Source organism: Halomicrococcus pelagicus (assembly GCF_051917725.1).
Taxonomy (GTDB): domain Archaea; phylum Halobacteriota; class Halobacteria; order Halobacteriales; family Haladaptataceae; genus Halomicrococcus.
On sequence record NZ_JBQBLX010000001.1, the window covers coordinates 567,777 to 592,779 of the forward strand.

Consider the following 25,003-nt stretch of genomic DNA (forward strand, 5'->3'; position numbering starts at 1 on the left):
CGCCAGGGTGAACGCTCCTTCGCGGGTTCACGTGCGACGAACGGTGGGCAATTGGCAACGGGAGGGATTGTCCGTTGTGCCGAACCAGTTGGGCCGACCGGAGTGAAAGATAGAAGCGCCTGGCCTGCGAGCGTCGACGCGAACGATGTCCGATACCGTACGAACGGCGATAGCGGACCTTCCCGTCGAGGACGCCGTCTGCCTGGAGGCCGGCGCGGGCGCGGGCAACGCTTCCGTCGCGCTCGCCGACGCCGGGGCCGAGCGCGTCTACGCCGTGACCGACGACGCCGACCACGCCGACCGCACTCGCGAGCGCGTCGACCCCGGTCGCGTCTCGGTCCTGACCGCCGACCTCGCCGCGACGCCGCTTCCCGACGACAGCGTGGACGTCGTCACCGCGCACGCGCTCGTCAACGTCGTCTCCCCCGAGACGCTGGGACCGATTCTCGCCGAACTCGCCCGGGTCGCCAGGTCAGGCGCGTGGCTGGTCGTCGACGACTACGACCCCGTTCCCGAGACGTCGGCGGCCGCGCCCGTCGCCGACCTCTTCGACGTCGAGAACGCCGCTAGCCGACTCGCGACCGGCGACCCGGCGCTGACCTTCTACCCCGAGTCCCTGGTCCGACGGCTCTGTGCCGGCTACGGCTGGCGGCCGACCCGGACGGAGACGCTGCTCGACCCCGTACCCTGGACGCCGGACCTGCTGTCCGCCCACGTGGACCTCGTTCGCGAGCACGCAGCGGAACTCCCGGCCGACCTCGGGGACGCCCTCGTCGCGCGAGCCGAAGCCGCCGAGGAGCGGGCGGGAGACGGCGTCGACACGGGACGGATGTACAGCGTCGCCTTTCGCCGAGAAGAGTAGTGTCCGTCAGTCGACGAGGACGAGCGTGTCGCCCATGTCGACGCTGTCGCCCTCGCCGATGGCGACCTGCGTGACGGTGCCGCCGCGGGAGGCGACCACGTCGTTCTCCATCTTCATCGCCTCCAGCACGCAGACCACGTCGCCGGACGAAATCTCGTCGCCCTCCTCGACCTTCACGTCGAGGATGGTGCCCTGCATCTCGGCGGTGATCTGCTCGCCCTCGCCCTCGACGACGGACTCGCCGCCGTCGTCGCTACCGCCCGCGGGCTGCGGTTTCTGGCCGCCGCCGGAGCCGGAGCCGGACCCGCCGGCCGGGATGGCCGCCGCGCCGCGCTGTTCGAGGTTCACCTCGAAGCGCTTGCCGTTGACCTCGACGGTGAACTCCTGTTCGACGACCTCCTCGTCGTCGCCGGTGGATTCGGTCTCCGTCCCCCACTTCTCCTGGGCGTCGACGAGACGCTGGTTGTCGAGGTGGTGGTCGAGGTACTTCGTCGTGTGCTTGCCCGCGACGAACCGCTCGTCGTCGAGCATCAGCCGGTGGAACGGGATGATGGTCGGGATGCCCTCGATGTCGTACTCGGCGAGCGCGCGCCGCGAGCGGGCGATACACTCCTCGCGGTCCGACGCGTGGACGATGAGCTTCGCAACCATCGAGTCGTAGTCGGTCACGAGGTCGTCGCCCTGCCGGAGCGCGTCGTCGACGCGGACGCCGATGCCGCCCGGCGGGTCGTAGGTCGTCAGCTCCCCGCCGGTCGCGGGCGAGAAGTCGTCGGCGGCGTTCTCCGCGTTGATGCGGAACTCTATCGCGTGGCCCTCCAGGTCGACGTCGTCCTGGTCGAAGTCGAACGCCTCGCCGGCGGCGACCCGAATCTGCCACTTCACGATGTCGATGTCCGTGAGCTCCTCCGTGACCGTGTGTTCGACCTGGATGCGCGTGTTCACTTCGAGGAAGTAGAAGTTCGCGTCCGGGCCGAGCAGTTCGCCGTCCTCGCGGTCCTCCTCCTCGACGAGGAACTCGAAGGTCCCGGCGTTGCGGTAGCCCGCGGCGTCGGCACCGCGCCGGGCCGCCTCGGCGATTCGCTCGCGAAGTTCGTCGGAGAGCGCGGGCGACGGCCCCTCCTCGACGACCTTCTGGTGGCGGCGCTGCAGCGAGCAGTCGCGCTCGCCGAGGTGGCGGACGTTGCCGTGGTGGTCCGCGATGATCTGGACCTCGATGTGCCGGGGGTTCTCGAGGTAGCGTTCGAGGTAGACGTTGTCGTTGTCGAAGTACGCCTCGCCCTCGCGCTTGGCGGATTCGAGCTGGTCGTCGGCCTCCTCGGGACCGCGCACGACCTTCATCCCGCGGCCGCCGCCGCCACCTTCGGCCTTGATGGCGATGGGGTAGCCGTGTTCGTCGCCGAACTCCGTCACTTCCTCGGGGTCCTCGACGGGGTCGGTCGTGCCGGGCACGATGGGCACGTCGGCCTCCTGCATCGTCTTGCGGGCGTGGGTCTTCTCGCCGAGTTGCTCCATCGAGTCGGCCGAGGGGCCGATCCACTGCACGCCCTCGGTCTCCTCGACCTTGCCCGCGAACTCCGCGTTCTCCGCGAGGAAGCCGTAGCCGGGGTGGATGGCGTCGGCGTCGGCCTTCTTCGCGGCGTCGATGACCGCCTCGTGGTCGAGGTACGAGTCCGCGGCGCGCGCCGGTCCGACGTTGTACGCCTCGTCGGCGTACCGGACGTGGCCGGCGTTGCGGTCGGCCTCGCTGTACACCGCGACAGTGTCGATACCGAGCTCTCGGCACGCTCGCATCACGCGCACCGCGATCTCCCCGCGATTTGCGACGAGAACCTTATCGAACATTCTTGCGGGTGAATATTCGGGTGGGTAACCTCATTCTATCGGTTCTCGATTGCGTCAACCACTCGTTGAACCGCCGTTGACGGCACGATACGCGGCGGAGAAACGACCGGGCGTCGTCGGCAGTTCGGCCGCCCCGGCCGCCAGCGCACGAGCGAAACCGTTATTGCCACGTAGACTGACACGTCTGTCGTGCAGCGTACCGCTCCACCCCGCGCTCGGTTCCCGAATCCGGGACCAGCGACTGCTTTCGTCGGGTGGAGCCTCGATTCTGCCGGTGGAACGGCGTCGGGGTGAAACCCGGCGATTCGGACCGCTCGCTCGCCAGCAGACCGTCTCCACCACGACAACGATGCAGTTACACACGCGATACGAACGACGCACCGACAGCGAAACGACTCGTGAGACCCTCGCGGGGGCGCGACGATGACGGACATGGACCCCCGTCGCTACTACGACGAGTTCGGGGAGAGTGAGTGGGAGCGTCTCGACCGCGACCCCGTCACTCGCATGGAGTTCGAGAACACGACCGACTACCTCGACCGATACCTGCCCGACTCGGGTCACGTCCTCGACGCCGGTGGCGCTGCGGGCCGGTACTCGCTCTGGCTCGCCGAGCGCGGCCACGACGTGACGCTCGTCGACCTCTCGGCCGAACAGGTGGCGCTCGCACGCGAGAAGGCCACGAAGCGCGGCCTCGCCGACCGCGTGACGGCGGAGCGGGGCGACGTGCGCGACCTCGAATTCGAGGACGAACGCTTCGACGCGGTCTGCTGTCTCGGCGGCCCCCTCTCGCACGTCGTCGACGACGACGAACGCGCGACGGCCGTGGCCGAACTCCGGCGGGTCGCCCGCTCCGGTCGTCCCGTCTTCGTCTCCGTCATCGGCCGACTCGCCGCGCTCCGGGACGTGGTCAAGTTCGCCCTCGACGGCTCGCACGGCCTGCTCGTGCCCGTCGCCGCCGACGGCAAGTACACCGAAGAGCGGGTCGCGGAACTGGGCGACGGCGAGGGCTGGGCGGAGTGCCATCTCTTCCGCGCCGAGGAGTTCGAGCGCGAACTGGCGGCGGCGGGACTGGAGGTCGAGCGCCTCGTCGGCCTGGAGAACGTCGCCTCGCGGATGAACGAAGAGCTGTCGGCGGCCGACGAGGAGGCCGTCGAGGACGTCCGCGAGGTCGTCAGGACGCTCCGGGAGGACCGCACCGCCGTCGACTGGTCCGAACACATGCTGGCCGTCTGCCGGGCGTAGTCCCGGTCTTCGCGTCGTAGACCGACCCCCGGACTCAGTCCGCGGCCATCGCCTCGACTTCCGCGCGCTCGCCCGTCAGCGTCCAGCTATCGGCTGTCGCGCCGTCCACGTTCGCCTCCTGGAGCGCCTCGACGGTCGCGGCGTCGTCGACGCCCCAGGCGACGACGTCCATCCCGACTTCCTGCGCGCGCTCGACAACGTCGGTCTCCAGACACAGCGTAGCGTGCGGGTGGAGGTAGTCGCAGTCGAGCGCAAGAGCGGTGTCGAGACCGGTCTCGACGCCGACGGCCTGTCCGAACAGGTAGCCCAGCGGGGCGCAGGGGTCGTGGTCGCGGACCTCGGTCAGCACCTCCGGACGGAAGGAGGTGAACCGCGCGTCGACGCGAGCGTCGGCGACGGTCGCCACCGCGTCCGCGGCGACGCCGGCCTGCTTCAGTTCGACCTGCGCTCCGACGTCCGGCGGAATCGCGGCCAGCGCTTCCGAGAGGAGCGGAATCCGTTCGCCTGAGTCGAGCACCTCGAGTTCCCGGAGGCGAGTCCAGTCCATCCCGGCGACGGAGCCGCGTCCGTCGGTCACCCGGCCTACCGTCTCGTCGTGGAAGACGACGAGTTCGCCGGACCGGCACTGCCGCACGTCCAGTTCCACGGCCGGTAGACGTCGAGAAGAGCGTTCGACCGCGCGAATCGTGTTCTCGGGATACTCCTCGGCACACCCACGATGGGCGATAATCTCCATTCGTTGCCGGTGGAACGGGACGCTTGCCGTATAAGCCTTCCTAAGACTTTCCGGCGTCCTGCTCGACCTGACGGACCAGGGGAAGCCGCTCTCGTGCGGCCTCGAGGTCGGACGGACGGTTGATCTCGATGTGGGCGTCCGGCTGGACGAACACGCGCTTGGTCGGGGTCTCGGGATAGAGATGGGGGTACCAGCCAGTGCGGTTGCCGGCGAGCACGTCAGTCGCCGCGTCGTGATGGCGGCGACTGACGATGCCGATGCCGGCGTGGCGGTGACCGCGAATCTCGCCGTAGTCGACGACGTTGCCCGCGTCGTCGCCCCGGATGGCGGTGTGTTCCTCCTGTACGCCCGGGAGACACCCCACGACGTTGTACTCGCCGTCGAGTTCCTCGTAGCGTCGAATCAGCCGGTCGAGCACCGACGGCGCGACGAGCACGTCGCCGTTTAGCACGAGCACGTCGTCGTCGACGCGTTCGAGCGCGCGACGGAGCGACTCGGCGTTGTCGTACTCGTCCCACCGGTCGAGCACCAGCGCGTCCGCCGACGAGAGGTGGTCGCGGACGGTCGTGGCCTCGTAGCCGAGGACGACCGTGATGCCGTCGACGCGGTCGGCGAGCGTCTCGCGCTGGCGGTCGTACAGCGTCCGCCCCGAGACCTCGAGGAACGCCTTCGGCGCGTCGTCGGTCACCTCGTTCATCCGACTGCCCCGACCCGCCGCCAGTATCACTCCGTGCATGCCGTCACCTCCCGTGCGGCGCGCTCGCCGGCAGAGCCGTCCATCGGGATGCCGAGGTCCGACCGGACGGCGGCCTCGCGCTCGGCCACCCGGTCGGAGTAGCCGCGCTCGTAGAGGTCGTCGACGGTCCCGAGGTCGAGGTCGTCGACGGCCGTCACGTGCCCTATCCCGGGTACCTCGCCGTCATCGGACGCGAGGTCGGTGAACTGGACGAGCGGCCGTTCGGTGTGGAGCCACTCGGTCACGATGCCCGAGTAGTCCGAGAGCAGCAGGTCCGACGCCAGCACGCTCTCGCGGGGCGTCTCGGCCTCGTCGAAGACCACGTTCGGCAGGTCCGCGATGCGCTCCCGACACTCGGTGGTCAGTGACTTCCCGGGGTCCTCCCTTCGGTCCATCGGGTGGGGCCGGAACAGGAGTTCGTACTCCGTGTCGGCGAACAGGTCGAGGACCGCCTCGGCCGTGTCGAGGTACGACCCGCCGCCGTAGTTGTGGTTGGTCGGCGCGTACAGCACGCGCCGCTCGCGGGGCGGGTCGGCCGCCACGAGGTCGTCGGCCTCGGGGATGCCGACCACCGACACGTCGACGTCCGCCGGGTACGCCTCCTCGTACCGCCGCGCCCACCGCTCTCCGGGCGCGAGTGCGACGTCCACCGCGTCGCTGGTCGTCGAAGTGGTCGTCTCGATCTCCCCCCGTCCGATGGACGCGCCGTGTCGGGCGTGGACCAGCGGATACTCCTCGTGGAACGTCGCGTCCTCGATGCGGAACCGGTGGTTGTACACCACCACGTCCGGGTCGACCTCGCGGACGTGGCGGTCGACGTCGGATACGTCGTCTACCTCGACCTCGGGAATCCGTTCGCAACAACCGACGGCTTCGGACCTGACCGCGACGTAGGCCGATTCGGCGTCGACGTGTCGGTCTATCGCCTCGAACGTCTTCCGCATGAATTCGCGCTCGATGACGTACAGTACTTTAGTCATGAAGAACACCCCCACGCGCTCCCAGAGTGAAACGAAATCTACCGGTGGTCGTCCGGATATCGACTGACGAGTCCCACGACCGTCTCCCGAGAGCGAGTAGTTGTTCGCTAGTAGTACGTTCTCGTATTTAGAGATGATTGCCAGACTGTAGACAGAACCGCAGGCCGGAGGCGATGCGGTTAGAAGCGACTGGAGCGTCCGGCCGCGCTCCAGGGGTCGGTCGGCGCGTCGGTGGGGACGCGCACGTCGCGGTTCTGCAGGCGCGCGACCTTCCCCGCGAATCCCCAGCGCTTGCCCTCCCAGTCGGTCCCCGTCTCCTCGCTGGCCGCGGCCGCCGCGGCGCGCGCGCTGAGGTGCGCGCTCACGGCGGCGGCGATGGCCGCCGCCTCCGCCTCGGTGGCGTCGTCGAGGATCGACAGGTCGACGTCCTCAGAGCGGGATGTTGCCATGCTTCTTCTCCGGCTGGGACTCGCGTTTCGTTTCGAGCATCTCCAGGTCCTTCACGAGCCGCGGGCGGGTGTCCTGCGGTTCGATGACGTCGTCGACGAACCCGCGGTCCGCCGCGGTGTAGGGGTTCGCGAACTGGTCGCGGTACTCGTCGATGAGTTCGTCCCGGCGCTCGTCGGGGTCCTGGGCCGCGTCGAGTTCGTCGCTGTAGAGGACGTTCACCGCTCCCTTCGGCCCCATCACGGCGATTTCCGCGGTCGGCCACGCGTAGTTCACGTCCGCGCCGATGTGCTTGGAGGCCATCACGTCGTACGCGCCGCCGTACGCCTTCCGCGTGATGACGGTCAGTAGCGGGACCGTCGCCTCGGAGAACGCGTACAGCAGCTTCGCGCCGTGGCGGATGATGCCGCCGTGCTCCTGGTCCGTGCCGGGCATGAAGCCGGGCACGTCGACGAAGGTGACGATGGGGATGTTGAACGAGTCGCAGAACCGGACGAACCGCGAGCCCTTCTCCGACGCTTCGATGTCGAGCGTGCCGGCGTTCACCCGTGGCTGGTTGGCGACGACGCCCACCGAGCGACCGTCGAGCCGACCGAATCCGACGACGAGGTTCTTGGCGTACCCCTCCTGGACCTCGAAGAAGGAGTCCTCGTCGACGACGCCCTCGACGACCCGCGTCATGTCGTAGGGCTTCTTCGGCTGGTCGGGCACGACCGACTTCAGTTCCTCGTCGCGGCGGTCGGGGTCGTCCCAGGGCTCTACCCTCGGCGGGTCCTCGACGTTGTTCTGCGGGAGGTAGGAGAGCAGACGTCGAATGTCGTCGAGCGCCTCCTTCTCGCCGTCCTCGGCGAAGTGCGCGACGCCGCTCTCGGAGTTGTGGGTCGTCGCCCCGCCGAGTTCCTCGAAGGTGACCTCCTCGCCCGTGACGGTCTCGATGACGTCCGGGCCGGTGATGAACATGTGGCTCGTGTCCTTCACCATGAAGATGAAGTCCGTGATGGCCGGCGAGTAGACCGCGCCGCCGGCGCACGGCCCCATGATGGCCGAAATCTGGGGGATGACGCCGCTGGCCTGCTGGTTGCGGTGGAAGATGTCGGCGTAGCCCGCGAGCGAGGCGACGCCCTCCTGGATGCGCGCCCCGGCGGAGTCGTTCAGGCCGACGACCGGCGCGCCGACCTCCATCGCCTTGTCCATCACTTTGCAGACCTTCTCGGCGAACACCTCGCCGAGCGACCCGCCGAAGACGGTGAAGTCGTGGGCGAACACGAACACGGTCCGGCCGTTGACCTCGCCGTACCCCGTGACGACGCCGTCGCCGTACGCCTGCTTTTCCTCCATCCCGAAGTTGTGGCTCCGGTGGGTCCGAAGCTGGTCGAACTCGTTGAAGCTGTCGTCGTCGAGGAAGTAGTCGATGCGCTCGCGCGCCGTCATCTTCCCCTTCTCGTGTTGCTTCTCGATGCGGTCCTCGCCGCCACCTTTCTCGGCTTCCGCGCGCTTCTCTCGCAGGTCGTCGATGCTGTCGTCCATCGTCATGGTCTGGCGTCCCTCCGATGGGTTCTCATTGGGCGTTTGCAGTACGAGTGGCGGGAAAAGGTTTCCTAAACCGTCACTCCGGGTGGTACGGCGGAGATTCGGCGTTCTCGCCGGGCGTTCGCTCGTTCCCGGACTCTCGTCGGCGTCCGGCACCGCCACCGCGACCCGGACCCGGAGAACCGAAAGGCAGTTCCCCGCAACGGCGGTACCACCACGCATGATTTCCATCGCGCTGGCGGGCAAGCCCAACGCGGGCAAATCCACCTTCTACAAGGCGGCGACGATGGCCGACGTGGACGTGGCGAACTACCCGTTCACCACCATCGACGCCAATCGCGGGGTGAGTTCGGTGCGCACGGACTGTCCCTGCCTCGAACGCGACGAGCGCTGCGGCAACGAGGCCTGCCACGACGGCAAGCGATACGTTCCCGTCGAGTTGCTCGACGTGGCCGGCCTCGTCCCGGGCGCACACGAGGGCCGCGGTCTGGGCAACCAGTTCCTCGACGAACTGACGAACGCGGACGCCATCCTCAACGTCGTCGACGCCTCCGGCGGGACGAACGAGGAGGGCGAACCGGTCGAGGTCGGGAGCCACGACCCCGTCGAGGAGGTCGATTTCATCGAGGAGGAGATGAACATGTGGCTCGCGGGCATAATCGAACGCAACTGGGAGACCGTCGAGCGCCAGAGCCGGTCTCCGGGGTTCGACATCGACGACGCGCTGGCGGAGATGCTGACGGGGTTCGGCGCGACGGAGGCCGACGTGGCGGCCAGCCTCCGCGAACTGGAGTACCCCGACAATCCCCGCGACTGGACCGACGAACACCGCGAGGCGCTCGCGCGCGACGTGCGCGCACGGACGAAACCGATAATCCTCGTGGCGAACAAGGCCGACGTCGCTCCGGAGGAGAACGTCGAGCGCCTCCGGGAGACGGGCAAGCCGGTCGTCCCGGCGACCGCGGAGGGAGAACTCGCCCTCCGGCAGGCGGTCGAGGCGGGCGTGGTCGACTACGACCCCGGCGACGACGACTTCGATATCGTCGGCGACGTGAGCGACGAACAGGAGCAGGGCCTCGAACGAATCCGGGCGGTCATGCAGGAGTGGGGCGGCACGGGCGTCCAGCAGTCGCTGAACGAGGCCGTCTACGACCTCCTCGACCAGATTACGGCGTACCCCGTCCAGAACGAGTCGAAGTGGACCGACGGCCAGGGCAACGTCCTCCCGGACGCCAACCTGCTACCCCGGGGGTCGACGCCGAGGGACCTCGCGTACGCCGTCCACAGCGACATCGGCGACGGCTACCTCCACGCGGTCAACGCGAAGACGGACCGCGAGATAAGCGACTCCTACGAACTCGAAGAGGGAGACGTCGTCAAGATAGTCAGCACGGCCAAGTGACGCGGCGCCGGCCGCCGCGTACCCCTGCCGTACGTATCCCGGTACTGCTCGGTACCGCCGCGCACCTCTCGGAAACCTTACGGGGTGCTTTTGCGATTCGGCGTCGCAGTAGCGTGCCATGACATCCGTCGACACTGACCTCGTCGATGACCTGGCCCACCACGACGAGTACCTCACCCTGAGAGACCTCGTCCGATACCTCGAACGCCACCATCCAGTCGAGGGGCCGGGCGTCCCCCGCGACCTGGTCGAAGCCTACGCCGAGGAACTCGACTACGACGTAGACCGCGTGCGGACATCGTTCGAAGACCGCCTGACCGGCTCGCAGACGTGGCAACCGGGCGACCGAATCTACGAGGTCGACGACGACGACGACGTCAGCATCTACCCGGCCTCGTGGCACGAGCGACTCGCGGACACCACGGACCTCTCGGAGTTCGTGGAGGTCATGCTCGAGAGCGTGAAATCGCCGGCGGGAGTGACGGTCCAGCGAGAGCAGCTCGGCGTCTCCCAGAGCGCGCTGAAGACGGCCGTCGAAATCATCGCCGAGATGGACCGGGACGACGTCACGCAGCTCCTGCGGGACCAGCGCGTCGAGGGAAGCGTCGTGCTGTACGCGTTCCAGAACCCCGAGGAAGTCGTCCGACTGCCGGAAGAGTCCACCCGGTGACCCGCGCGTCGCGCGTCGTTCGCGACGGTACCCGGGACGCCGGCAGTCTCATTCCGCGGTCCGCAAGAACCCCGTCAGCAGCTCGTTCACGCGCTCCGGTCGGTCGTTCTGTACCCAGTGGCTCGCGTCCGGCAGGCGTTCGACTCGCAGGTCGGGCACCCACCGGTCCAGGCCCTCCGTCAACTCGGTACCGAGCGCGGGGTCCCGTTCGCCCCAGACAAGCAGCGTCGGTACGGCGACGGTGGGCGACTCGCGGCGGCCGCCGAGGAGCGCGCCGACCTCGCGTCGCACCTCGTCGCGGAACGCCGCACGGTAGTAGTTGATCGTGGCCCCGAGCGCGCCGGGCCGGCAGGCGGCCTCGCGGTAGCGCCGGAGGTCGCGTTCGTCGAAGGCGTCGGGGTTCGCCGCACTGCCGCGGAGCATCTCCGGAACCGCGGCGCAGTCGCGCGAACCGAGCAGGGCCTCCGGCAGCCACGGAACCTGGAAGGCGAACATGTACCACGACCGGCGCAACTGCTCGGGCGTGCGGACGACCTCCCGGAACCGGCCGGGGTGGGGTGCGTTCAGCGCTCCGAGTCGGTCGACTCGTTCGGGGTAGCGGATGGCGACTTCCCAGGCGACGACGCCGCCCCAGTCGTGGCCGACGACGTGGGCCGCGTCCGAACCGAAGTGGTCCAGCAGGCCGACGACGTCGCCGACGAGTTCGTCCATGCCATAAGCGGAGACGCCGTGGGGTTTCTCGGAGGCGTTGTACCCCCGCATGTCCGGCGCGACGACGTGGAATCCGGCGTCGGCGAGCGCGGGCAACTGGTCGCGCCACGAGTACCAGAACTCCGGGAACCCGTGGAGGAGGACGACGAGCGGGTCGTCGGCGTCGCCAGCCTCGACGTAGTGGAGGCGGATGCCGTCGACCGACGCTTCGCGGTGAGTCCAGGCGGCCATACCGACACCGAAGGACGTTCGACGGTTAAGCGTTGACGCCGCTCTCCCCCGGTCCGGGACGTGGCGTTCCCGCCTCAGGAGAGCGGCCGGAACCAGACCGCGAAGAGCAACAGCGCGAGGAAGACGTACGACCCGCGGACGAGCAGCATCGTCGCCAGTTCCGGGTCGGCCCGGCGGGCGACGACCGCCACGGCGGCGAACCCCAGCACTGCGAGCATCGTACTCGGCGGGAACACAGCCGCGAGGGCGAACGCCACGACCGCGACGAGCGCGAGCGCCATGAGGGCGTACGCCGTCGTGCGCGCTCGCTCCCGGCCGAGCGCGACCGCGACGGTCCGCTTCTGGATGGACCGGTCGTACTCGAAGTCCTGTGCGTCGTCGATGACCTTCACGCCCGACAGCAGCACGAGGAAGACGGCGGCGAACGCGACCGCCACGGGGGAGAGCGCACCGGCCTGGACGTAGTAGCCCCCGGCGATCGCCAGCGCGATGCCGAGCGGATAGCCCGACGTGGCGGTGACGGGGTTCGTGTCCAGTTGCGGCGCGTGGAAGTAGCCGATGAACCAGGTAGGCAGCGTGAGAGCCACGCCCCCGGGGTTCGCGAGCACCCACAGCGCGGCGAGGCAGGCGAAGAACAGGGTGGTCGCGCCGACCAGCGCGAGGACGCAACCGCGTCGGGTCAGCGGGTGGTCGTCGTCCTCGCCGCGGCCGTAGAAGTCGACGTAGCCGTCCTTGACGTGCGCCGTGTAGACGGCGCTGAAGATGGCGACCGAGTGGACGAGTCCGACGAGGAGCGACGTCTCGCCGGCGAGAAATGCACCGAACCACGAGCAGGCGACCGGCGGGAGCATGAAGACGGGATGCACCTGCGAGGCCAGCGCCTGGAGGGCGGACGACGTACCACTGCTCCGCCGGGAGATGGACATACGGACGTGTAACGGGCGCGACGGAAATAAAGTCTCAGGCGGACGCGATGGGCACCGCGGGCGGACTCAGCGAACCGCGCTCGCCGCCGCGTCCATCGCTTCCAGCGCCGCCTTTATCTGCTCCGTGTCGTTCGCGTAGGAGATGCGAGCGTAGCCCGCGCCGCGCTCGCCGAACGCCTCGCCGGGGACGACGATGACGTCGCGGTCGAGCACCTCGTCCACCCATCCCTCGGGCACCTTCGGCATCGCGTAGAACGCGCCGGAGGGCGTCGGCGTCTCCAGGCCGGCGTCGGCGAGGCCGTCGAGCAGCACGTCGCGACGCCGCTCGAACGCGTCGACCATCTCGTCGACGCAGCCCTGCGGTCCCGAGAGCGCGGCCTCGGCGGCGTACTGCGCCGGGGCGCTCGCGCACGCCTGGACGTACTGGTGGACCCGGAGCATGCGCTCGGTGCGGCGCTCGCTGGCGGCGACCCAGCCGAGTCGCCAGCCGGTCATCGAGTAGGCCTTCGAGCAGGCGTTCACGACGACGACGTTGTCCGTCTCGGCGAACTGCATCGGCGAGTAGTGCTCGCCGTCGAAGACGATGTGCTCGTACACCTCGTCGCTGATGCAGAGCACGTCGTGCTCGTCGGCGATGCGCGCGAACTCCCGCATGTCTTCCTCGCTCTGGACGGCACCGGTCGGGTTCGCCGGGCTGTTGACGACGAACGCGGCGGTGTCGTCCGTGATGGCGTCCTCGACCGTCGCGGGGTCGAGCGTGAGGTCCTCCCGGAGCGCGACGGGGTTCGGCTCGCCGCCCGCTATCCTCGTCAGGGCGTCGTAGGAGACGAAGCCGGGGTCCGGAAAGACGACCTCCTGGCCGGGGTCGACGTGCGCCTCCATCGCCAGGTGGAGCGCCTCGCTGCCGCCCGCGGTGGCGATGACGTTCTCGGGCGGGACGGCGATGTCGTTGTCGCGGTCGTGTTTGGCGCTGATGGCCTCGCGGAGCGCACGGGTGCCCTTGTTCTCCGTGTAGGCGTCCGCCTCTCCCGCCTCGATGGCTTCCCTGGCCGCCTCCCGGGCGTGGCTCGGCGTCGGAAAGTCGGGCTGGCCGATGCCGAGGTTGATGGCGTCCTCGCCCGCCGCCTCGAACACTTCTCGAATACCGCTTATGGAAACCGCTTCGACCCTGTCCGAAAAGCCTGTCATACGTCCCCGACGACGTAGCCACGGGGGATAATTGTTCGTGTGTGGTTCGGGAACGCACCGCTCGGCAGCGTCAGTCCTCGGTCCCCTCGACGGCGGCGCGGAGGTCGTTCAGCCGGTCGTCGAGCATCGACAGCGCGGCGTCGGCGTCCACGTACCCCTGGTCGTACTCGTCGTACACCGCGTCGGCGTCCTGCAGGAACTGCTCCACGGCGTCTTCGAAGTCGGTCATACCCGAAGGGAGGGGTTTCGCGGGGAAAAGTGCGCCGTCTCGCGCTCGTCACTGGAACATCTGCAGCGGTTGCGCCTGCGAACTCTCGTCGGTGTCGGCCTGCTGCATGCGCTGGGCGAGCTGCTCTTTCTGCTCTCGAATCTCCTCGGCGCGCTCGACCAGGTCGTCGGTCGGCACGTCGATGTCGGTGAGACGGGAGATGCCGTCCTCGATGAGCACCCGGGCCGCCTCGGGGTCGGGGAACCGCGGGTCGCTCTGGACGATGAGGCCGACCGCGTCGAGGTCGGCGTCGGCCGCGTCTGCGAGCAGCGCGCCAGTTGGGCCGCCGACCGCGCCGGCCTCCGGCGGCGTGCCGATGTCGTGTTCTTCGAGCAGGTCGCCGCCCGCGCCAGTGGCGACGCCGTACAGGTCCGGCACCTGTCCGGCCTCCTTCTGGTGGGGCAGACCGCTCATGAACAGCGGCGTGGCGTCGTGGTTCAGCATCCAGCTGACGGCGCAGTCGGCGAACTGCGGCGCTGTGTCGGCCGAGACGGGGACGTCGCTCTTCAGCGCCACGAGGTCGCGTTCCTCGTCGGCGTAGAGGCGCACGGGCGGTTGCAGTCTGCGGTCCCCCTCGTCGTAGACGGCGATGCGAGGCAGCCCCTCGCAGTCGAAGCTGGCGTAGTAGGTCATCTCGCACTTCTCGACGATGTGGTCGGTCGCTATCTTGCCGACCAGACCGAGGCCGGGCAGGCCTTCGACGAGCGTCGGCGAGTCCAACTCCACGTCCTCGGCGACGATGGTAACGCCACTCATGGTTCGAGATACGGTGCGTGACCGCATAAAACCGGGGTGTGTATTGGCAGGCTAGAATCCGGACCGAGCCTCCTTCCGAAACCCACAAGCGGCTCTCGACCACACGTCGGGTCGATGGACGTACTGGAGCGGTACGAACCGATAATCGACGACTTCGAGGCGTTCCGTGCAGTCTGCGAGCGCCCGCTGCCGTCCGTCGTCCGGGTGAACACCATCAAGGCCACCCCGGAGCGGGTTCGGCGGGCGTTCGACGAAGCGGGGGTCGAGTGGGAGGGTCGCGAGTGGAACGACGCGGTGCTCGAAATCGACGCGAGTCCGGGGACGACGTGGCCCTCTTTCCACGGCTGGAGCCACGGCCAGGAGGAGGTGTCGGCCATCCCACCCGTCGCGCTCGACCCGGACCCCGGCCAGCGCGTGCTCGACGCCTGCGCCGCGCCCGGGGGGAAGACGACCCAGCTCGCCGCGCTGATGGACGACGAGGGACTCGTGGTGGCCAACGACAACAACCTCGGTCGTCTGTCCGCGCTCCGGTTCAACACCGAGCGCCTCGGCGTCACCGCCGCGGCGGTCACGAACCAGGACGCCCGGAACTTCTCGCTGAAGGAGTTCCCCTTCGAGACGTTCGACGCCGCGCTCGTGGACGCCCCCTGCTCCTGCGAGGGGACGATACGGAAGAACCCCACGACGCTCGACGACTGGAGCGAAGGCCACGTCCGCAGCGTCGCCGGCGTCCAGAAGGGCATCCTCCGGCGGGCGATACAGGCCACCCGCGAGGGCGGCGAGGTCGTCTACGCGACCTGCACGTTCGCCCCCGAGGAGAACGAGGCCGTGGTCGACCACGTGCTCGACGCGGAGGACTGCCGACTCGTCGAGTTCGACGTCGGTCTCGACTCCGCCCCGGGCGTCACGGAGTGGAACGGCGAGGAGTACGACGAGAGCGTCCGGAAGGCCCGGCGGTACTACCCGCACCACAACGACACGGGCGGGTTCTTCTGTGCCAAACTGGAGGTGGGCGCGTGAGCGACCCCACGAACGACGGCCAGCAGTTCGACCGCCTGCCGGCGACGAGCGACGAACGGCGTGTCGAGGGTCGCGCAACTCGCCGGGAGGTGCTCGACTGGTGGGACGAGCGGTTCGGCATCGGCCCCGAGACGTTCGAGAACTACTCGTTCTGGGAGAAGGGCAAGGGCAAGATATGGATTCTCCGGGGCGACCTCGACTCGCCGGTTCGCGTCGAGGCGCTGGGGATGACGTTCCTGCGCACGCGCCAGGAGCACTGGAAGCCGACGACGAACGCCGTCCAGCGGTTCGGTCGGGACGCGACGAGAAACGTCGTCGAACTCGACCGCGACGCCGCACGGCGGTTCGCCCGCGGCGAGGACCAGGAGCTGGAGTGGGACGGCGACTGGGGCTACGTCGTCGCCGCGCACGAACTCGCGGGTGCGACAGAACCGCTCGGCGTGGGGCTCTACCTGCGGGGGGAACTGCAGTCGCTCGTCCCCAGCGGTCGCCAGCGGGACATCTAATCCTTCTCGCGCACCGTCCCGCCGCCCAGGCCCTCCCACTCGACGGCGTAGCCGAGTTCGGCGAGGAGCGCGCTGGCGTCGTCGATGCCGCGCTCGGCGAGCAGGGTCTCGACCTCGGAGAACGCCATTCCATCCTCCAGTTCGTCGGCGAGCGCATCGAGCAGCGCGGGCCGGACCAGCGTCCGACCGACGCGCTCGTGGTCGGGGAAGGTCTTGTCCTCGACGGCCGCCTCGCTCACGCCGTACTCCGCGGCGAGGTCGGCGACGGTCGTGGCGTCGTCGTCCGGGACGAGTTCCGCCGGGAGGTCGGCGGCGCTTTCGGCGACCAGTTCGTCCTCGTACCGGCGCAGCGCGTCGCGCACGTCCTTCACTCGAATCGTCCCGGAGTAGGGAATCGCGCGGTGGTCGCGGGCCGCTATCTCCTCGCCGACGCCGAGGCTCTCGTCGACGGCGACCAGCAGTCGCTCGTCCGTCGCGTCGAGCTGGGAGAGCTTCTTCTCGACGTACTCGGGCGTCCAGAAGCCCATCACCTCGAAGAAGACGCGGAACTCCCCGTGGGGCCAGTCGAACGCGAAGTCCGGAATCATCACGCGCGCCCCGGCTTCCAGCGGTTCGGGTTCGCGCACCAGTTCCCAGTCGAGGTCGAGCGCCTCGAACCGGGCGGCGAAGTCGGCCTCGACGCCGCTGTCGAACGAGACGCCCGCGACCGGTTCCGTGGCCGGCACGCGGACCGGGTCGGCCTCGGAGAGGACGAGTTCGCGCTCGGTGCCGTAGTCGTCGACCGTCGCCACGAGTCGCCACTCCGCCGCCTTCGCGACGGTCCGGAGCAGGCGCGCGAACCGGGTGCCGTAGCGCCGGGTCGAGCGGAACAGGGCGTCCGGCCCGGTCACGACCACCTCGCGGCCGTCCCCGGTCTTCCGTATCTCGTACATCAGCCGCAGGCGCTTGACCGCCGAGACCAGCGCCTTCGGGTCGGACGTCCGAACGCGGAGTACGGTGGCGTCGAACAGCGCCGTCTGGGCCAGCGAGAGGTTGTACTGGGCGACGAGTTCCTCGGGGTCCCAGCGGGACTCGAAGTCGGCGAGCACCTGGCGCTCGTCGAGGTCGGCGTACAGCGAGTCTTCGAGGTCGTCCGGAGACGCGTCGAGGCGGTCGGCGGCCCGCCGCAGTGCGGTCGTTCGGTCGCTCTCGGTGACGACGCCGACCGCCTCCGCGGCCTCGAAGGTCACGCGCCGGGCCCGCTCCGGCGGGACGGCAGACCGCGTCTCGAACGTCGCCTCGCGTTCGAGGAGTTTGGCGAACCCCCGGACGAGTTTGAAATCCTCGGCGTCGGACTCCAGGTCGGCGAGCGCCGCGTCCAGCGCCGACTGCGGCTCGTCGACGTGGCCCTGGTAGGTGCCGAGGACGCGGGCGGCCAGCGGACGGTGTCCGCGGTCGGCGAACTGGGGGTGGTAGCCGCCGCCGGCGCGCGACACCCGGAGCAGGTCCTTCGTCAGCACGGCGGACGGTAGGGACGGCGACTACAAAAGCAATCTGAATGAGAAGATTCATTCCGACCGAATCTCAGGGTAGGGTATGCGCCGACGCGACGCCCTCCAACGGCTCGGTCTCGTCGCCGTCCTCGGGTCGACTGGCGGCTGTGCCGCCATCCTCGAAGGCGGACAAGAGAAGAAATCCGGCGACGACGATCCGAAGCGCTCGGGAAGTCTCGAAACGATGAAGATTCTGGGACCGCGCAAAGGCGAGAACGACAATCTCGTCGTCGCGGCCGAGATCAAGAACCACGGCGAGAAGAAGTCCTCCGCCACGCTCGACGTCACCGTCGAGATAGACGACACGGTTCACAACAGGGACTACCAGGTGACGGTGCCGGGTGGCGAGCGGAAGGAGGTCGAGGTTCCCCTGGAGGTCAAGTACGCCAAGTACGAGAACGCGGACAAGCGAAGCATCAGCCTGGACCTGCAGTAGTCGCCCCCCGCCGGACCTCTCCCCACCGCCCGCCGTCTCCGTCTATCGCCGCCGTTCCGCGACCCGTTCTTCCGCCGTCTCCTCGCTCACGACCTCGTACAGCAGCGCCCGGCCGCCGTCCGTCTTCGGCCGGAGGACGCGTCCGAGCCGCTGGGTGAACTCGCGTTCGCTCCCGCTGCCGGAGAGGAGGACGGCGACGTTGGCGTCCGGCACGTCGACGCCCTCGTCCAGGACGTTCGAGGTGACCACCCGGGAGTACTCCCCCCGCCGGAACCGCTCCAGAATCTCGCGGCGCTCGGCGGTCGGCGTCTGGTGGGTGATGGCGGGGAGGAGGAACCGCTCGGAGAGCCGGTAGACGAGGTCGTTGTGCGCCGTGAAGACGATGACGCGGTCCTCGCGGTGGCTGTCCAGTATCTCCGCGAGCGTCTCGACCTTCCCCTCGCTGTTCATCATGAGGTCCCGGGCCCGCTGCTTGGCGAGGAGCGCCTCCCGGGCCTCGGGGTCGCTGCCGGAGCGCTTGACGAGTTCCTGGTAGTCGCTGCCGCTCCGCATCCGGATGTCCGAGCGCGCGAGGTAGTCCGTGAACACCTCCTGTTCGGCCTCGTACCGCTCGCGCTCCTTTTCGGTGAGTTCGACCGTCAGGCGCTTGACGTCGTACGGAGCGAGGTGGTCGCCGGCCAGTTCGTCGGCGTCGATGGCGTACACCTTCGGTCCGACGAGGTCGGCGACCACCTCGTGGGCACCGTCCGGGCGCTCGAACGTCGCGGTGAGTCCCATCCGCGCCGGGGCGGCGAGCAGGCGCGCTATCTCGCGATACCCCTCGCCGCCGAGGTGGTGGACCTCGTCGAAGACGACGAGACCGAACCGGTCGCCCACGTCGTCCGCCCGGAGGTACGCCGAGTCGTACGTCGCGACCGTCAACGGTTCGACGCGCTGTTCGCCACCGCCCATCTGACCCACCGGCACGTCGAACTCGGCTTCGAATTCGCGTCGCCACTGGTCGAGCAGGTCGAGCGTCGGGACGACGACGAGCGTCGCCGTTCCGAGGCGCTCGATGGCCTTCACGCCGATGACGGTCTTGCCGCTCCCGGTCGGCAGTTCGAGCACTCCACGGCGTGGACGCCGCGTCCCGTCGGCGTCGTCCTCCCACGCCGCGAGCGCGTCCGCCTGGTACTCCCGGAGTTCGTAGTCCGAGCGGAGGTCCGGGAGGTCGGGCGCGTCGAGCACGCGGTCGTCGAAGGCGATGCCGTTCCCACGGAGGGCGTCGCGGAGGGCGGCGTACCGAAATGCAGGAGCGCGGTAGGTCTTCGAGCGCGGGTCCGGGTCGACGAACGGCAGGTCCTCGATGGGGAGGTCGCGCTCCGCCTCGACCCGGACCGTGCCGCCCTCGAAGGCGAGTGTCACGTCGGCCACGTCGGAGAATCGACGTCGCGCGGCCTAAAAGGTGCCGAGGCTGGCCTGGAGGCTGCGGTCGGTCGCACCCGCCCGGAGTTCGTACCCCACGAGGTCGCGCATGTCGACGGCGTAGGTGGTGCCCGCGCGTTCGAGCACGAGGACCCGTCCCTGCGTGCCGACGACGGTGCCGCTGGCGAGCGTCTCCGCGACCGGTCGCGCGTCCAGGTCGAGGCCGTAGTCGAAGGCGAACGTGTCGAGGGGGGAGAAGTCGGCGAGCGCGTCGGCCCACGCGTCGTCGTCCACGTCGCGGTGGAGGGTCGCCACCTTGTCCGGTACGCGCACGCGGTCCGGAAATCGGTCGGCCAGGTCGGACTCTATCTCGCGGGCGACGCGACCGTTCGTGACGGTCCGGAGGTGGGCCGCCCGGTCGGCCCCCTGCTCGCGGAGGCGCGTGTCGAGTCGCCACTCGCGGGTGACGCCGACCTTGAACGTCGTCGGGGCGAACGCCGCGAGGTAGACGGCGTGGTCCTCGTGACAGTCCATCTCGTCTTTGAGGCAGGTGCCGGTACAGCGCGCACAGACCCACGTGCTGGCGTGGGCGTCGCAGTAGGGCGCGTCCGGTCGGTCGCAGGCGACATGGTCGTCGTCCCCGAGCGTCCCCGCACAGTGGCGCTCGCCGAGCGTGTACGACAGTTCGGTGCCGGAGTCCAGTCGCTCGCGGGAGAGCGTCCTCGCGTCGCTCACGAGCAGGGCTGGCGACCGCTCGTCCGCCGCACCGGTGTCGTACCCGACGATTTGCACGCCTCCCGGTAGGCGGCCGCGGGTAAAAAACGGTCCGCTCCCGGCGTCCCGGTGCCTTTCGACTCCGCGTCGGGATGAACGCCAGTTGAAATTGAACGCTACCGAGATAGTTGAATCAAATGAGAACGTTTTAATAAAGCGCCGTCGTCGCTGCCGACCGTGGTTTTCGATAACGAGGGCCGCGGCCGAGACGTCGACGAGGCGAGCGTCAGTTACGACGGCGAGAAGGGGGTGCGACGCGGCGCTGGCGGTGGTCGCGGTCGACCACGAGGACGTGCTGTTCGGCCAGTAGACGTCGCGCTCCGGGCGGTCGACTCGCCGGTCGGTCAGGATGTGGCAGTCGCAAACGACGACGAAGTCCGAACGCTCGGTGCCTCTCGTCCACGGGTCGAGCGACCTACGCCGACGACCGGCATCGTATTCTAGTTCATATAATAAAAATAACAAGTTTTCAAAGGAAATTTTAAGTCGGTGCGATATATTGTATCTATTGGCATGGTAGAGAAAGCCAATGGTGTTTCCCGGCGGAACGTACTGAAACTGGCAGGCGGGTCGCTGGCGACGGCGACCGCTAGCGGACTCGCGGCGGCCAAGCCCGACGACACCGTCGAGGTGAACGTCGGATTCAGCAACGAACGGGGACTCTCGGCCGCGCGGAACGAGGCGGACGACGTCGTTCGAGAGTTCGACTCCATCGACGTCGTGACGATTCGCGCTGCGAAGCGGGCGGCGACCGCGCTGGAGAACAACCCGAACGTCCGCTACGTCGAAGAGAACGGGACGATGCACGCGCTCGCGGAGACCGAACCGTGGGGCATCGACCGCGTCGACGCCGACGTCGCTCACCGCAACGGCGAGACCGGCAACGGTGCCGACATCGCCATCCTCGACACCGGCATCGACTCCGACCACCCGGACCTGCAGGCCAACCTCGGCGCGGGGAAGGCGTTCGTCAAGTGCAAGGGCGGCCCGAAGAAGTGCCGGTACAGCTGGGACGACGACAACGACCACGGCACCCACTGCGCCGGCATCGCGGACGCCGACGACAACAGCGAGGGCGTCGTCGGCGTCTCGACGGAGGCGACCCTCCACGCCGTGAAGGTACTCGACAAGAACGGTAGCGGGTCGTACTCGGACATCGCGGCCGGTATCGAGTACGTCGCCGACCAGGGGTGGGACGTCGGCTCGATGAGCCTGGGTGGCAGCTCCGGGTCGCAGGCGCTCAAAGACGCCGTCCAGTACGCCCAGGACAAGGGCGTGTTCCTCGTCGCGGCGGCCGGCAACGACGGCCCGTGTACGGACTGCGTCGGTTATCCCGCCGCGTACTCCGAGGTCGTGGCTGTCAGCTCGACCGACAGCAGCGACGCGCTCTCCGGCTTCTCCTCGACCGGTCCGGAGGTCGAGATAGCCGCGCCGGGGACGGACATCTACTCGACGATTCCCGGCGGTTACGACACGTTCTCCGGCACGTCGATGGCGTGCCCGCACGTCGCGGGTGCCGCCGGCCAGCTGATGGCCGACGGTGCCACCAACTCCGACGCCCGGAGCACGCTCAAGAACAACGCCGAGGACATCGGTCTCGCGTCGAACGAGTCCGGGTCGGGCCTGCTCGACGTGGCGGCGGCGCTCGGACTCGACTCCAGCGACGACACGTAGTTAGAGACGTTCTCCGGCCAGATAGGCCTTTATTTCTGCATTGAGCAGATTCATATATTATCTAGAATCTTGAGATAAATTTTTACTGTAAGAGTTCATTGTGGCGAGTGGCATGGTGAAGAAAGCCAATGATGTTTCGCGGCGGAACGTACTGAAACTGGCAGGCGGGTCGCTGGCAGCGGCCAGCGCGAGCGGACTCGCGGCGGCCAAGCCCGACGACACCGTCGAGGTGAACGTCGGATTCGCCAACGAGCGTGGTCGCGCTGCGGCACGGAAGCAGGCGAACGACGTGGTGCGAGAGTTCGACTCCATCGACGTCGTGACGATTCGCGCTGCGAAGCGGGCGGCGACCGAACTGGAGAACAACCCGAACGTCCGCTACGTCGAAGAGAACGGGACGATGCAGGCCCTCGGCGAGACGCTGCCGTGGGGCATCGACCGGGTGGACGCCGAGGTCGCCCACGCCAACGGCGAACTCGGTTCGGGGGCGGACGTCGCCATCATCGACACCGGCATCGACGACGACCATCCCGACCTCCAGGACTATCTCGGTTCGGGCAAGGCGTTCGTCGAGTGCGGCTCCGGCGGTCTGACGGGTAGTTGTTCGTTCTCCGGCAACAGCAACGCCTGTAACTACGCGTGGTCCGACGACAACGACCACGGCACCCACTGCGCCGGCATCGCGGCCGCCGACGACAACAGCGAGGGCGTCGTCGGCGTCGGCCCCGACATCACCCTGCACGCGGTGAAGGTGCTGGACTGCGGCGGCAGCGGGTCGTACTCGGACATCGCGGCCGGTATCGAGTACGTCGCCGACCAGGGGTGGGACGTCGGCTCGCTGAGCCTCGGCGGCTCCGCCTCCCAGACCGTCCAGGACGCCGTCGAGTACGCCTACAACAAGGGCGTCTCGCTCGTCGCGGCGGCCGGCAACGACGGCCAGTGTACGGACTGCGTCGGCTACCCCGCCGCCTACCCCGAGACCATCGCGGTGGCGTCCTCGAACCAGAGCGACCAGCAGTCCAGCTTCTCCAGCCAGGGTCCCGAAGTCGACGTCATCGCGCCCGGCACCGACATCTACTCGACGGTACCCAGCGGCTACGACACCTTCTCGGGGACGTCGATGGCGACGCCGCACGTCGCCGGGGCCGTCGGCCAGCTGATGTCGAACGGTTCGTCGGCCCGCGACGCGGAGGACACGATTCTGAGCACGGCCAAGGACCTGGGCCTCTCCAGCAACGTCCAGGGCCAGGGGCTGCTCGACGTGGCCGCCGCACTGGGGCTGGACTCCAGCGACGACACCACCAGCAACAACTGACGAGACGCCGTCTCCGCGAACCTTCCGATTACCCTGCGCTTTTTGCACTCCGACTGTCCTCCGTAGACGACACGCTTATCCGCCGGAACCGACGAACAACGACCAATGAGCACCGAGTCGCCGGACCCGACCGAAACGGAGGCGTTCGAGCAGGTCTGTTCGGAGCTGGTCGAGCGCATCCTCGCCGGGGAGATCGACCGCGACGAGGTCGAGAGCGCGAAGCTGGAGGTCTGTTCGGAACACTCGGCACCGAAGGTGCCGAAGAACTCCGAACTGCTGGACTTCGCTCCGAACGAGCGCCGCGAGGAGCTGGAGGCGGTACTCCGGCGCAAGCCCGTCCGGACCGCCTCCGGCGTCTCGCCCGTCGCCGTGATGACCAGCCCCCACCAGTGCCCGCACGGCAAGTGTCTCTACTGCCCGGGCGGTCCCGGCTCCGAGTTCTCCTCCTCGCAGAGCTACACCGGCCACGAGCCGGCCGCGGCGCGCGGCGAGCAGAACGACTACGACCCCTACGGGCAGGTGACGCTGCGGCTGGAACAGCTCCGGGAGATCGGCCACCCCGTCGACAAGGTCGAACTCATCCTGATGGGCGGGACGATGACCGCCCGGAGCCACGACTACCAGGAGTGGTTCGTCAAGCGCTGCCTCGAGGCGATGAACGACTACGACGTCGGCAAGGAGCCCGACCCCGCCGAGGGCGAGAGCTTCGCCCAGGACCCCGACGAGTACGAGTTCTCGTACCTCGAAGACGTCGTCGCCGAGAACGAGACGGGCGACGTCCGCAACATCGGGACGACGTTCGAGACGAAGCCCGACTGGTGCGACCCCGAGCAGATAGACCGGATGCTCGACCTCGGCGGTACCAAGGTCGAGGTCGGCGTCCAGACCACCTACGAGCGCATCAACCGCGAGATGCACCGCGGCCACGGCGTCCAGGCCTCCATCGACGCGAACCGGCGCCTCCGGGACGCCGCGTTCAAGGTCGGCTTCCACATGATGCCCGGCCAGCCCGGGATGAGCCAGGAGATGTGTCTCGAGGACTTCCGGCGGCTGTTCGAGGAGGAGAAGTGGCGACCGGACTACCTCAAGATCTACCCCACGCTCGTCGTCCGCGGCACCGCCACCTACGACTGGTGGCACAAGGGTGAGTTCGAGCCGCTCCAGAACGACGAAGCCGCCGAACTCGTCGCAGAGATCAAGTCGATGATTCCGAGGTACACCCGCCTCCAGCGCGTCCAGCGCGACATCCCCGCGGACTTCATCGACGCCGGCGTCTGGAAGTCCAACCTCCGCCAGCTCGCGCGCCAGCGGATGGACGACCACGGCTGGACCTGCGACTGCATCCGCTGCCGGGAGGCCGGGATGAACGACGAGGAGCCCGAGAACGTCGAACTCGACGTGATGACCTACGAGGCGGCGGGCGGCACGGAACATTTCATCTCGTTCGAGGACTTCGACCGCGACCTCCTCGTCGGCTTCTGTCGGCTCCGGTTCCCGGGGAACCCCGTGCGCCGCGAACTCGACGACGCCGCGCTCGTTCGCGAACTCCACGTGTACGGCAGCGAGGTGTCGGTCGGGGACGAGGGCGAGGCCGCCCAGCACCAGCACCGCGGCTACGGCCGCCGGCTGATGGAGACGGCCGAGGAACTCGCCGCCGACGCCGGCTTCGACAAACTGAGCGTCATCTCCGGCATCGGCGCGCGAGAGTACTACCGCCAGAAGCTCGGCTACCACCAGGACGGCCCGTACGTCAGCAAGCGACTCTGAACCGCTCCGAGAGCGAGGGCGTCTGCCGCGGACGCGACGCTGTAC

24 protein-coding genes are annotated in these 25,003 nt (G+C 68.6%); 10 read left to right on the forward strand and 14 right to left on the reverse strand.

Features of this window, described 5'->3' with window-relative positions; all coding sequences use genetic code 11:
- Nucleotides 1-145 precede the first annotated feature (145 nt).
- Entirely contained in the window at nucleotides 146-862 is a 717-nt protein-coding gene (locus tag ACTF4R_RS03020) for a class I SAM-dependent methyltransferase (RefSeq protein ID WP_440006128.1), read from the forward strand.
- Nucleotides 863-868: 6 nt separating this feature from the next.
- Here the strand turns inward: ACTF4R_RS03020 and ACTF4R_RS03025 are convergent, their stop codons facing one another.
- Nucleotides 869-2,704, reverse strand: coding sequence for an acetyl-CoA carboxylase biotin carboxylase subunit (locus ACTF4R_RS03025; RefSeq protein WP_440006130.1), 1,836 nt, complete (start codon nucleotides 2,702-2,704; stop codon nucleotides 869-871).
- Nucleotides 2,705-3,127: 423 nt separating this feature from the next.
- On the opposite strand from ACTF4R_RS03025, the gene ACTF4R_RS03030 reads away from it, so the two are divergent.
- Nucleotides 3,128-3,949 carry a class I SAM-dependent methyltransferase gene (locus ACTF4R_RS03030; RefSeq protein ID WP_440006132.1) on the forward strand — a complete coding sequence of 274 codons (822 nt, stop codon included), beginning with the start codon at nucleotides 3,128-3,130 and terminating at the stop codon, nucleotides 3,947-3,949.
- 34 nt (nucleotides 3,950-3,983) lie between these two features.
- Here ACTF4R_RS03030 and ACTF4R_RS03035 read toward each other — a convergent pair whose 3' ends face one another.
- The 5 genes from ACTF4R_RS03035 to ACTF4R_RS03055 form a co-directional block, all read right to left on the reverse strand.
- On the reverse strand, nucleotides 3,984-4,685 hold the full coding sequence (locus ACTF4R_RS03035; RefSeq protein ID WP_440006133.1) for a glycerophosphodiester phosphodiesterase: 702 nt from the start codon (nucleotides 4,683-4,685) through the stop codon (nucleotides 3,984-3,986).
- Nucleotides 4,686-4,725: 40 nt separating this feature from the next.
- Entirely contained in the window at nucleotides 4,726-5,421 is a 696-nt protein-coding gene (locus ACTF4R_RS03040) for an NTP transferase domain-containing protein (protein ID WP_440006135.1), read from the reverse strand.
- Nucleotides 5,409-6,401: a CDP-glycerol glycerophosphotransferase family protein gene (locus ACTF4R_RS03045; protein ID WP_440006137.1), complete on the reverse strand. Its 993-nt coding sequence runs from the start codon at nucleotides 6,399-6,401 to the stop codon at nucleotides 5,409-5,411. The genes ACTF4R_RS03040 and ACTF4R_RS03045 overlap by 13 nt, the downstream gene beginning before the upstream one ends.
- Before the next feature lie 179 nt (nucleotides 6,402-6,580).
- Nucleotides 6,581-6,850 carry a DUF8022 family protein gene (locus ACTF4R_RS03050; RefSeq protein ID WP_440006138.1) on the reverse strand — a complete coding sequence of 90 codons (270 nt, stop codon included), beginning with the start codon at nucleotides 6,848-6,850 and terminating at the stop codon, nucleotides 6,581-6,583.
- On the reverse strand, nucleotides 6,831-8,375 hold the full coding sequence (locus tag ACTF4R_RS03055; RefSeq protein ID WP_440006673.1) for an acyl-CoA carboxylase subunit beta: 1,545 nt from the start codon (nucleotides 8,373-8,375) through the stop codon (nucleotides 6,831-6,833). Before ACTF4R_RS03055 ends, ACTF4R_RS03050 begins: the two co-directional genes overlap by 20 nt.
- A gap of 223 nt (nucleotides 8,376-8,598) precedes the next feature.
- Here ACTF4R_RS03055 and ACTF4R_RS03060 point away from each other — a divergent pair, with 223 nt between their 5' ends.
- Together ACTF4R_RS03060 and ACTF4R_RS03065 are read left to right on the forward strand one after the other, a co-directional pair.
- On the forward strand, nucleotides 8,599-9,780 hold the full coding sequence (locus ACTF4R_RS03060) for a redox-regulated ATPase YchF (RefSeq protein ID WP_440006140.1): 1,182 nt from the start codon (nucleotides 8,599-8,601) through the stop codon (nucleotides 9,778-9,780).
- Between the two features lie 118 nt (nucleotides 9,781-9,898).
- Entirely contained in the window at nucleotides 9,899-10,450 is a 552-nt protein-coding gene (locus tag ACTF4R_RS03065) for a hypothetical protein (protein ID WP_440006141.1), read from the forward strand.
- 48 nt (nucleotides 10,451-10,498) lie between these two features.
- Here the strand turns inward: ACTF4R_RS03065 and ACTF4R_RS03070 are convergent, their stop codons facing one another.
- The 5 genes from ACTF4R_RS03070 to ACTF4R_RS03090 all read right to left on the reverse strand — a co-directional run bounded on the left by ACTF4R_RS03070 (nucleotide 10,499) and on the right by ACTF4R_RS03090 (nucleotide 14,530).
- A complete protein-coding gene (locus ACTF4R_RS03070; RefSeq protein WP_440006142.1) occupies nucleotides 10,499-11,392 on the reverse strand; it encodes an alpha/beta fold hydrolase in 894 nt (297 codons plus the stop codon).
- A gap of 74 nt (nucleotides 11,393-11,466) precedes the next feature.
- Nucleotides 11,467-12,318, reverse strand: coding sequence for a UbiA family prenyltransferase (locus ACTF4R_RS03075; RefSeq protein ID WP_440006144.1), 852 nt, complete (start codon nucleotides 12,316-12,318; stop codon nucleotides 11,467-11,469).
- A gap of 66 nt (nucleotides 12,319-12,384) precedes the next feature.
- Nucleotides 12,385-13,506 (reverse strand): pyridoxal phosphate-dependent aminotransferase, encoded by a 1,122-nt coding sequence (locus ACTF4R_RS03080; protein ID WP_440006145.1) that lies wholly within the window; start codon nucleotides 13,504-13,506, stop codon nucleotides 12,385-12,387.
- 70 nt (nucleotides 13,507-13,576) lie between these two features.
- Nucleotides 13,577-13,735 carry a hypothetical protein gene (locus ACTF4R_RS03085; RefSeq protein ID WP_440006147.1) on the reverse strand — a complete coding sequence of 53 codons (159 nt, stop codon included), beginning with the start codon at nucleotides 13,733-13,735 and terminating at the stop codon, nucleotides 13,577-13,579.
- A gap of 48 nt (nucleotides 13,736-13,783) precedes the next feature.
- Nucleotides 13,784-14,530 carry a proteasome assembly chaperone family protein gene (locus ACTF4R_RS03090; RefSeq protein WP_440006148.1) on the reverse strand — a complete coding sequence of 249 codons (747 nt, stop codon included), beginning with the start codon at nucleotides 14,528-14,530 and terminating at the stop codon, nucleotides 13,784-13,786.
- 114 nt (nucleotides 14,531-14,644) lie between these two features.
- Between ACTF4R_RS03090 and ACTF4R_RS03095 the strand changes: the two genes are divergently transcribed.
- Nucleotides 14,645-15,550, forward strand: coding sequence for an NOL1/NOP2/sun family putative RNA methylase (locus tag ACTF4R_RS03095; RefSeq protein WP_440006150.1), 906 nt, complete (start codon nucleotides 14,645-14,647; stop codon nucleotides 15,548-15,550).
- Complete coding sequence (locus ACTF4R_RS03100; RefSeq protein WP_440006152.1) at nucleotides 15,547-16,056, forward strand: DUF7122 family protein; 510 nt, start codon at nucleotides 15,547-15,549, stop codon at nucleotides 16,054-16,056. Before ACTF4R_RS03095 ends, ACTF4R_RS03100 begins: the two co-directional genes overlap by 4 nt.
- Here ACTF4R_RS03100 and ACTF4R_RS03105 read toward each other — a convergent pair.
- Nucleotides 16,053-17,555 carry a DUF790 family protein gene (locus tag ACTF4R_RS03105; protein WP_440006154.1) on the reverse strand — a complete coding sequence of 501 codons (1,503 nt, stop codon included), beginning with the start codon at nucleotides 17,553-17,555 and terminating at the stop codon, nucleotides 16,053-16,055. The genes ACTF4R_RS03100 and ACTF4R_RS03105 overlap by 4 nt on opposite strands.
- A 76-nt stretch (nucleotides 17,556-17,631) precedes the next feature.
- Between ACTF4R_RS03105 and ACTF4R_RS03110 the strand changes: the two genes are divergently transcribed.
- A complete protein-coding gene (locus ACTF4R_RS03110) occupies nucleotides 17,632-18,024 on the forward strand; it encodes a hypothetical protein (RefSeq protein ID WP_440006155.1) in 393 nt (130 codons plus the stop codon).
- A 42-nt stretch (nucleotides 18,025-18,066) separates the two neighbouring features.
- On the opposite strand, the gene ACTF4R_RS03115 is transcribed toward ACTF4R_RS03110, so the two are convergent.
- Together ACTF4R_RS03115 and ACTF4R_RS03120 are read right to left on the reverse strand one after the other, a co-directional pair.
- Entirely contained in the window at nucleotides 18,067-19,437 is a 1,371-nt protein-coding gene (locus ACTF4R_RS03115; protein WP_440006157.1) for a DEAD/DEAH box helicase family protein, read from the reverse strand.
- A 24-nt stretch (nucleotides 19,438-19,461) separates the two neighbouring features.
- Nucleotides 19,462-20,220 (reverse strand): DUF2797 domain-containing protein, encoded by a 759-nt coding sequence (locus ACTF4R_RS03120; protein WP_440006158.1) that lies wholly within the window; start codon nucleotides 20,218-20,220, stop codon nucleotides 19,462-19,464.
- A 495-nt stretch (nucleotides 20,221-20,715) separates the two neighbouring features.
- On the opposite strand from ACTF4R_RS03120, the gene ACTF4R_RS03125 reads away from it, so the two are divergent.
- From ACTF4R_RS03125 to ACTF4R_RS03135, 3 genes are all read left to right on the forward strand, one after another.
- Nucleotides 20,716-21,876, forward strand: coding sequence for a S8 family peptidase (locus ACTF4R_RS03125; RefSeq protein ID WP_440006160.1), 1,161 nt, complete (start codon nucleotides 20,716-20,718; stop codon nucleotides 21,874-21,876).
- Between the two features lie 112 nt (nucleotides 21,877-21,988).
- A complete protein-coding gene (locus tag ACTF4R_RS03130; protein ID WP_440006162.1) occupies nucleotides 21,989-23,191 on the forward strand; it encodes a S8 family peptidase in 1,203 nt (400 codons plus the stop codon).
- Nucleotides 23,192-23,296: 105 nt separating this feature from the next.
- Nucleotides 23,297-24,958, forward strand: a complete 1,662-nt coding sequence (locus ACTF4R_RS03135) for a tRNA uridine(34) 5-carboxymethylaminomethyl modification radical SAM/GNAT enzyme Elp3 (RefSeq protein WP_440006164.1) — start codon at nucleotides 23,297-23,299, stop codon at nucleotides 24,956-24,958.
- The last annotated feature ends 45 nt before the right edge of the window (nucleotides 24,959-25,003 follow it).